Annotated in this window: 9 protein-coding genes; 3 read left to right on the top strand and 6 right to left on the bottom strand. The window is 75.5% G+C overall.

What is annotated here, in order from left to right; all coding sequences use genetic code 11:
- Both G3A44_RS18355 and G3A44_RS18350 read left to right on the top strand, forming a co-directional pair.
- A partial coding sequence (locus tag G3A44_RS18355) for a general secretion pathway protein GspB (protein WP_163459208.1) occupies window positions 1–312 on the top strand: 312 nt, incomplete at its 5' end.
- A gap of 54 nt (window positions 313–366) precedes the next feature.
- Window positions 367–3129, top strand: coding sequence for a cation-translocating P-type ATPase (locus G3A44_RS18350; RefSeq protein ID WP_163459207.1), 2763 nt, complete (start codon window positions 367–369; stop codon window positions 3127–3129).
- On the opposite strand, the gene G3A44_RS18345 is transcribed toward G3A44_RS18350, so the two are convergent.
- The 6 genes from G3A44_RS18345 to G3A44_RS18320 form a co-directional block, all read right to left on the bottom strand.
- Entirely contained in the window at window positions 3087–3329 is a 243-nt protein-coding gene (locus G3A44_RS18345) for an oxidoreductase-like domain-containing protein (protein ID WP_163459206.1), read from the bottom strand. The genes G3A44_RS18350 and G3A44_RS18345 overlap by 43 nt on opposite strands.
- A complete protein-coding gene (locus G3A44_RS18340; protein WP_163459205.1) occupies window positions 3323–3658 on the bottom strand; it encodes an ATPase with chaperone activity in 336 nt (111 codons plus the stop codon). Before G3A44_RS18340 ends, G3A44_RS18345 begins: the two co-directional genes overlap by 7 nt.
- 42 nt (window positions 3659–3700) lie before the next feature.
- Window positions 3701–5515 carry a tetratricopeptide repeat protein gene (locus G3A44_RS18335; protein ID WP_163459204.1) on the bottom strand — a complete coding sequence of 605 codons (1815 nt, stop codon included), beginning with the start codon at window positions 5513–5515 and terminating at the stop codon, window positions 3701–3703.
- Between the two features lie 255 nt (window positions 5516–5770).
- Window positions 5771–6553, bottom strand: a complete 783-nt coding sequence (locus tag G3A44_RS18330) for a hypothetical protein (RefSeq protein ID WP_163459203.1) — start codon at window positions 6551–6553, stop codon at window positions 5771–5773.
- A complete protein-coding gene (locus tag G3A44_RS18325) occupies window positions 6550–6786 on the bottom strand; it encodes an anti-sigma factor family protein (RefSeq protein ID WP_163459202.1) in 237 nt (78 codons plus the stop codon). Before G3A44_RS18325 ends, G3A44_RS18330 begins: the two co-directional genes overlap by 4 nt.
- Before the next feature lie 42 nt (window positions 6787–6828).
- Window positions 6829–7449 (bottom strand): sigma-70 family RNA polymerase sigma factor, encoded by a 621-nt coding sequence (locus G3A44_RS18320; protein ID WP_163459201.1) that lies wholly within the window; start codon window positions 7447–7449, stop codon window positions 6829–6831.
- A 145-nt stretch (window positions 7450–7594) separates the two neighbouring features.
- On the opposite strand from G3A44_RS18320, the gene G3A44_RS18315 reads away from it, so the two are divergent.
- The gene (locus G3A44_RS18315; RefSeq protein WP_163459200.1) at window positions 7595–8152 is read left to right on the top strand and encodes a hypothetical protein; all 558 of its coding nucleotides are present in this window, start codon (window positions 7595–7597) and stop codon (window positions 8150–8152) included.
- The last annotated feature ends 44 nt before the right edge of the window (window positions 8153–8196 follow it).

Genomic DNA, 8196 nt, shown 5'->3' with positions numbered 1-8196 from the left:
GCCGCCGCGGCGCCCCCCCCGGCTCCCGCCGCCCTGCGCGCGCCTCGGGCCGGCAGGGGCGCCGCATCCCCCGACGCAGCCCCCGCACTGCCCACCGCGGCCGAGCTGCCGCCGGAAATCCGCCGGCAATTGCCTTCGCTCAGCCTGGGCGGCTCGGTCTGGTCCGAAGATGCAGCCAACCGCTTTGTGCTGCTCAATGGCGAGGTGGTGCGCGAGGGCCAGGCCGTGGCCCCCGGCCTGGTGCTGGAGAGGCTGTTGCCACGCGAGGCGCAGTTCAGCTTCCAAGGCACCCGCTGGCGCATGGTCTGGTGAGGCCGTGACGCCTGCCCGGCCCGCGCCCGCCGCGCCATCCGCCCCAGGCCCGCCATGAACCCAACCCCCTCCGCCCCCCTTGCCACCGCGCCAGCCGGGCCCGAAGCGCCGCCCCCCGCGGCGGCGCCCCATCTGCAAGACGCCGCCCAGGTGGCGGCCCATTGGGGCGTGCACCCGGGACAAGGGCTGGACCACGACGAAGCCGTGGCGCGGCTGCAGCGGCACGGCCCCAACCAACTGCCCACGGGCCGCTCCCGCACCTGGGTGGCCCGGCTGCTGGCCCCGTTCCGGGACGTGATGATCGGCGTGCTGATGGCAGCGGCCGTCATCTCCGGCCTGATCGGCGACCTGACCGATACCCTGGTCATCCTGACCATCGTGCTGCTGAACGCGGCCATCTCCGTGGTGCAGGAGTGGCAGGCCGAGCAGGCCCTCTCGGCCCTGCAGCGCCTGGCCACCGCGCAGGCCATGGTGCGCCGGGACGGCCGCGCCCAGCCGGTGCCGGCCGAGGCCCTGGTGCCGGGCGACGTGGTGCTGCTGGAAGCCGGCAACCTGGTGCCGGCCGACCTTCGCCTGCACGAGGTGGCTCAACTGCGGGTGGACGAGTCCGCCCTCACCGGCGAATCGGTGACGGTGGCCAAGCACCCCGACCCCCTGCCCGACCCAGGTCGGGTGGACCACCCGGTGGGCGACCGCCACAACATGGCCTGGAAGGGCACCCTGGTGACCCACGGCCGGGCCGAGGGGCTGGTGGTGGCCACCGGCGGCGGCACCCAACTGGGCCAGGTGGCCCGGCTGCTGGAGCAGGGGGGACCCGACCGCGGCACCCCCTTGCAGCGCCGGCTGGCCGCCTTTGGGCAGCGCCTGTCCGGGGTGGTGGTGGCCATCTGCCTGGGGGTGTTCGCGCTGGGCTGGGCGCGCGGCGAGCCCCTGCTGCCCATGGCGCTGACGGCCATCAGCCTGGCCGTGGCCGCCATTCCCGAGGCCCTGCCGGCGGTGGTCACGGTGCTGCTGGCCCTGGGCGCGCGGCGCCTGGTGCAGCAGCGGGCGCTGGTGCGGCACCTGCCGGCGGTGGAGACCTTGGGCTCGGTCACCACCATCTGCTCGGACAAGACCGGCACCCTGACCCAGAACCGCATGGTGGTGCACCAGGCCGTGCCGGTGGCGCCCCAGGACCTGGAGGTCCTGCAGACCGCAGCCCTGCTCTGCAACGACGCCACGCCGGACGCCGCCGGGGCCCCGCACGCCTGGCAGGGCGACCCCACCGAGACCGCCCTGGCCCAGTGGGCCCTCGCCGGCCTGGCGCAGGACGGCGGCCAGGGCGTGAACCTGGCGGTACGGCAGACCGAGGCGCGCCTGGCCGAGTGGCCCTTTGACGCCAGCCGCAAGCGCATGAGCACCCTGCACCCCGGCCTGGGCCTGCTGTGCAAGGGAGCGCCCGAAAGCCTGCTGCCCCGCTGCCGCACGGACGCCCGCGGCGCCGCCCTGGACGCCCAAGCCTGGCTGGCCCGGGCCCAGGCGCTGGCCGGTCAGGGCCTGCGGGTGCTGGCCCTGGCACAGCGCCCGGGCGCCACGCCGGCCGACGCCGCGGCGGACGCCGAAGCCGACACGGTGGAGCAGGACCTGTCGCTGCTGGGCCTGGTGGGCCTGATCGACCCCCCGCGCCCCGAGGCCGCAGCCGCCGTGGCCGAATGCCTGGCCGCGGGCATCCGCCCCGTGATGATCACCGGCGACCACCCGCAGACCGCCCTGGCCATCGCCCGGCAACTGGGCCTGCACGCCCCACCCTCCGGTGCCGATGCCGCCGGACGCTGGCCGCCGGTGCTGACTGGCGCCGACCTGGCCGACATGGACAACGCCACCTTGTCCGAGGCGGTGGCCGTGGTGTCGGTCTACGCCCGCACCGACCCGGCACAAAAGATCCGCTTGGTGCAGGCGCTGCAGGCGCGCGGCGAGTTCACCGCCATGACCGGCGACGGGGTCAACGACGCCCCGGCGCTGCAGGCCGCTGACATCGGTGTGGCCATGGGCCGGGGCGGCACCGACGTGGCCCGCCAGGCGGCCGGCCTGGTGCTGCTGGACGACCACTTCGCCACCATCGTGGCGGCGGTGCGCGAGGGCCGGCGCATCTTCGACAACATCCGCAAGTTCATCCGTTATGCGATGACCGGCAACTCCGCCGAGATCTGGGTGCTGCTGGCCGGCCCGCTGCTGGGCCTGCCCATTGCCCTGCTGCCGCTGCACATCCTCTGGATCAACCTGGTGACCGATGGCCTGCCCGGCCTGGCCCTGGCCACCGAGCCGGCCGAGCGCGGCGTGATGCGCCGCCCGCCCCGCCCCCCCGAAGAGAGCGTCTTTGCCCACGGCCTGTGGCAGCACACGCTCTGGGTGGGCCTGCTGATGGCCGTGCTGTGCCTGGGCCTGCAGGCCTGGGCGATGCAGGACGGCACCCGCCCGTGGCAGACCATGGTCTTCACCACCCTGACCCTGGCGCAGATGGCGCACCTGCTGGCCATCCGCTCGGAGCACACACCGCTGTGGCGGCTGGGCTGGCGCAGCAACCCGCCGCTGCTGGCGGCGGTGGCGCTGTCGGTCGTCCTGCAGGGGGCCACGGTCTACCTGCCGGTCCTGCAGCCGGTGTTCCACACCCAGGCGCTCAGCGCCCTGGAGCTGGGCCTGTGCCTGGGGGCGTCGGCGGTGGTGGTGGCCGCGGTGGAGGTCGAGAAGGCCTGGCGCCGGCGTGGCGGGCGGGCCGGGCACTCAGGCCCGGCGGCTCAGGCCGCGCGCAGGCATTCCCAGGCGTCGTCCAGCCAGTAGTTGGCGGCGGCGTAGAAGCCCTCCCAAACGCAGCCGTTGCACCCGCGACCGCAGCAGCTGGTGGGCTCCTCCGGCGGCTCGCGCAGGTCCAGGCCACGGGCGTCCAGGGCCTGCCGCACCTGGGCAAACAGGGCGCGGGCAGTGGCCAGGTCGTCCACCAGCGGCGGCGGACCGGCCAGGGCGTATTGCAGGTTCAGCATGCGCTGGGCACCTCCCAGGCCAACAGCTCGGCCAGGCGATGGGTGATCCAGCCCGCCTCGCCGGGCTGCAGACCGGCGCTTTCGTCGGCCAGGCCGGCGAAGATGCGGGTGAGGACATCGTCCTCGTGCAGGCCCAGGTCGTGTAGCAGGCCGCGGGCCGAGGGCACCAGGGTCTGGGCCAGGTCTTCGCACAGCTCGTGGCGGGCGGCCAGGGCCTCCAGGGTAGCCGCATCCAGGCGGGCCACGGGGCGGCCATGGACGGTGAGAGGGCCGCAGCGGGCCAGGAAGCTGGGGGGCAGCGCCGTGCGCTGGTCGTCAAAGGCAGACATGGGGCGCGGTTGTACCGCAAGTGGCCGGCCCCTGCCGTGATGTCAGCCGGCGGGCGAGCGCGAGCCGCCGCGGCGCCAGGGGCCGCGCAGCCGGCTCCAGGCCGTCCGCAGGCCCTGCCACCAAGCGGTCGGACGGCTGCGGGGCCGTCCGGGCTGCCAGGGGGCGAAGACCCGGGTGGTGGTCTCCGCCGGCCCGCGCCGACCGGTGGGCGGCGAGTCGGCGGCGGCCAGCGCGCCCTGCGGCACGGTGTCGGGGCCGGCGTCGTCCGGCGCGCCGGGGCCGGTGTCGGCCACCTCGCGCAGGCCGTCCAGGGGCAGGGTGGTGTCCAGCGGCTCCCCCGTGGGTCCCACGGGCTGCAGATGGACCGGCAGGCCGCCGCCGTGGCGGCGTATCCACGGCCGCAGGTCCTGCCCCGGCTGCCACTCCTGCACCCAGGCCCGGGCATGGGCGCGCTGCTCGCTCTTGAGCGCCACCGCCACCGGCCCGGCGTGCCCATGGCGCATGGCCAGGCGCTGCAGGGCGGCACCCAGCACCTTGTGGCGCGGCACCGAAACGCCCATGGCGTAGAAATCGCCCAGCAGGAACAGCGCCTCGGGCTGCCCCTGGGCGGCCGCGGCGAACAACCAATGCAGGGCGGCGGGCGGATCGGCCTCGGTGCCCTCGCCCTGCCAGCTGGCCACGCCCAGGGCGTACTGGGCACCGGCGTGGCCCTGGTGGGCCGCACGCTGCCACCAGATGACGGCGGCAGCGGGGTCGGCCGGCGTGCCCTGGCCCTGCTTGCAGGCCTGCGCCAGGGAGCACTGGGCCCCCGGATGGCCCTGCTCGGCGCCCAGCCGGAACCAGTGCAGGGCCACCTGGGGATCGGCCGGCAGGCCAGCCTCACCCGCCTGCCACCAACGGCCCAGCTGCCACTGGGCCCGGGGATCGCCGGCCATGGCGGCGTGCAGCATGACCTCGACCTGCGGCTGGGCGGTGGTGGGCAGCCGCGTGGGCGACGCGACATCGGCCGGTTCCGCGGCCGGCGTTGCCTTGACGGGCATGGCGGTCGGTGGCGCCGCGCCCGCCTCGGCCCCCCCCGTCGCGGCCGCCTGGGGCCACAAGCGGGCCGCCAGCAGGCTGGCGGGGTCGGCAGCGGGGTCCAGGCTGCGCAGCAGGCGGGGCAGCCAGGCCGCGGCCTGGCGCAGGCCCTCCGGGCCCAGGTGGTGGCGCAAGGTGGCCGCGGCCTCCCGGGCTGCGGCGTCGCCCGGCACCAAACGGCCGGACTCACGCTGCCAGGGGTGCGCGGCCAAGGTAAGGGCGGCGGCCAGCACCGGGTCCTGACGCACGCCCAGGCCGGCCTGCACCTGCTCAGCCAGCAGGCGGCAGGCCAGGCGGTTGCCGCGGGCCAGGGCGTGGACCAGCGTCTGCGCGGCATCGGTCAACTGACGGCGAGCACGCAGGTCCCAGGCGACGACGCAGCCGGCCCGGTCGTCCACCCCCAGGCTCACTCCGTCGCCGCGGTGCAGCTCCCGCGCCTGCTCATCCAGCAGGGACAGGCCCAGGGCCAGGGCCTCGGCCACCACACAGCCCTGGGCGGCGGCCAGGTGCTCGCCTTCGGCCAGCCGCAGGTTCCAGACCCGGGCCCCCGCCTGTTCTGGCAGGGCCAGGGGAGGCGGCGCCAACCACGGAGAAGGCGCGTCGGCCGTGGGCAGCAGGCCGGGCAGGCGCTGCTGCAGGCGCGCCCACAGCTGTTGAAACAGCGGCTCGGCAGGCCCGGCCTGGCGCATCAGCCGACGACGCTGCTGCATGGCCTCTTCCAGGCAGCCAGGCAGCGGCCAAGTGGTGGGATGTTTCCAGATGCTAACGACGTAACTCATGGGTGATGCATGGCCCTTGGGGCCCAAGGGCCGAAGCCCCACCAGACAAGGCGCGAGAGGCTATCGGAAGGGCAGTGGCCTGCCCATCGGCCAGGGGGCGCAGGTCGCGCCATTCATCGCGGCCCGGGCACCATCTGGCCCGAGTGGCGTTCGCTGACGTGTCAGCGGTGGCGTTCGGGACCGGGAAAACGCCGAGCTCTCGGCCTGGGACGGTCCTCACCCGGACCAGGGGCCGGGCGCCCGCCTGTTGCAATTTCAGGGCAGGTTGGCCGCCTGCACCTGTGCCGCCTGCAGCGGCGCGAGGCCGCCCTGCGGGCGCAGCAAGGCGGCCCACAACAGCATCCACGCCTGGTCCCAGCCGGCGGCGGGAGACGTCAGCACCACCTCGGCGGTGTCGGTGCGCAGACGCCGGCCATGCGGGTCTTGCCAGGTCAAGGACCAGCGCAGCCGGGTCGGGCCCACCGGGAGGTTGGCCGTGGCCGGGGCGGGCGGGGTGGCGCGGCCCGGTGTCTTGAGGCCGCCGATGCCGTTCTGGACCACGCCCATGGTCACCTTGGGCGCGCCGGCCCGCAGCACCCGACGCACCGGAGCCAGGTCGGCATGGCTGAGGGCGGGCGGCTGCGCCTGCAGGGGGTCGCGAATCCGGGCGTCCGCCGCCCAGGGGCCGGGCGGTTCAAACGCGGCCAGCGCCGGCCGCAGGTCCAGCGGCGCACCGCCACCGTCGAACACCGCCTGCGGCGTGCCCAGCAGCACGGTCAGGCCGCAGTCCCGGGAACGGGGCGGCCGCCCCATGCCTTCCAGCTCCACCGCCACCGCCGCCAGGGCGCGGGCCTCCAGCGCGGTGCCGGCGCCGGGCTCGGCCCAGCGCAGGCACACCGTGGGGTCGGCAGGGACCGGCTGCGGCACAGGGGCCAGGAGCAGGGTCAGACCCGCTGGGGGCGCGGAGAGGGCGGCCGTTGGCCCCTGGGCACAACCCCCGCACAGGCCCGCCAGGGCGAGCAGGGCCAGCCCCCAAGGGACCCGGCGCAGGCCGGTCATGACCCGTCCCGTGCGGGCGGGGGCGGCGGAACTTCCTGGCCATCGGCCGGGCCTTCGGCCCGCCACTGGGCCAGCGCGTCGTCCATGCACTGGAGCTGGTGGGCAAATCGGGCGCAGTGGGCGCACATCCGCTGGTGCAGACCCATGCGCAGGCGCTCACCCAGGCGCAGGGGCCGGTCCTGGGCGGCCAGGGCCAGGGCAGTGGTCTCTCGGCAGTTGGGCAGCAGGGCCATGGCGGGGGACTTGGAGGGGAAAAGGAAAATGAGAACCGGGCGTCAGCCGCGGGCCAGGCCTGGGGTGGCCGCCCCGGGCACCGGCAGACCCGCCGGCGCGAACCAGTGCAGCTGCAAGCACTCCCGCAGGCGCAGCCGGGCACGGTGCAGCAGCACGAACAGGTGGGCGGCGTTGACGCCGGTCTGCTCGCAGATTTCGGCGGTATCCAGCTCCAGCCACTCGCGCATCAGGAACACGCGCCCTTGCTGACCAGGCAGGCGCTCCACGCAGGTCTCCAGCACCGCCATGAACTGCTTCTGGGCCAGCAGGGCGCCGGGTGCGCCCCAGTCGGCGGGCGGCTCGCGCCAGTGGCCTCGGGCGTCAAAGAGCAGGTCGTCCAGGTCGGCGCCGCCTTCGTCCTCCGCCGACGGGGTCAGGTCGGCAACCAGCACCTCGCGGCCATGGCGACGGATCTGGTCCACCACCTTGTGCTTGAGGATGCCCACCAGCCAGGTCTTGAGCGCAGACGCCCCGGCATAGGCCTGCGGGCGCTCCAGGGCGGCCACCACGGTCTCGGAGACGGCGTCCTCGGCCCAGGCGGCATTGCGCAGTTGGTGCTGGGCAAAGCGCAGGAGCTGGGGACGCAGGGCCTGCACCTGACGCAGGAATTCCGGCTCGGTCATGACGGCGACGGTGGGGAACAGTGAAGACGATGAGTCTAGGCGCGGGCGGCGGCCCCGGCACATCCCGAACTCCGGCACCCCCGGATGCGCCATCGCCGGCCACGGCCCACAATGCGCCGCTGCCCTGCTCCCACCCCTGCCGACGATGCACGCCCCCCACGTTCCCGCCGCCCCCCGCCGCCGCGCGCTGCACCGCCTGCTGGGCCTGGCGGCCGCCCCGTGGGCGGCCGCCGGCACGACGCAGGCCGCCACGGCAGTGCCTGCCTTCACCGCCGCCGGCATCGTGCTGCTGCAGGACGGCGCCCTGCTGCGCGAACGCCTGGGCGACATCGACCAGCTCCACTTGTACCTGGACGCCCTGGGCGAGGCCGCCGGCCAGGCGCTGGCGCCGCTGTTTCCGGGGCGGCCCGCGGGTGGCTTTGTGGTGGTGGCGCTGCGCCCCGGCGGCGCACGCCGGCTGTGGCTGGACTTCGAGCCCGAGCTGCCGCCAGCGTTGCAGGCCCGCCTGCAGCCGGCTCTCGCCTCGGTGGCCCCGCCACCGGTGCGCGACGGGCTGGTGGTGGCCGCGCTGCAGGCCAGCCTGTGGCGCGGACGGCTGCCCACCCGCCCCGCCCCGGCCCCTACCGAATGGCGCGAAGCCGCTGCCCGGCAGGCCGAGCGCCTGGAGGTGGCCGCGCTGGTGGACCGGGTCTGGCCCCCCTGACCGGCGACCGCCCCTGCCACCCCCCTTCCCTGCGGCCCCATACC

The organism is Ideonella livida, assembly GCF_010499455.1.
GTDB lineage: Bacteria > Pseudomonadota > Gammaproteobacteria > Burkholderiales > Burkholderiaceae_C > Ideonella > Ideonella livida.
This window is presented reverse-complemented; position numbering and strand designations above follow the sequence as displayed.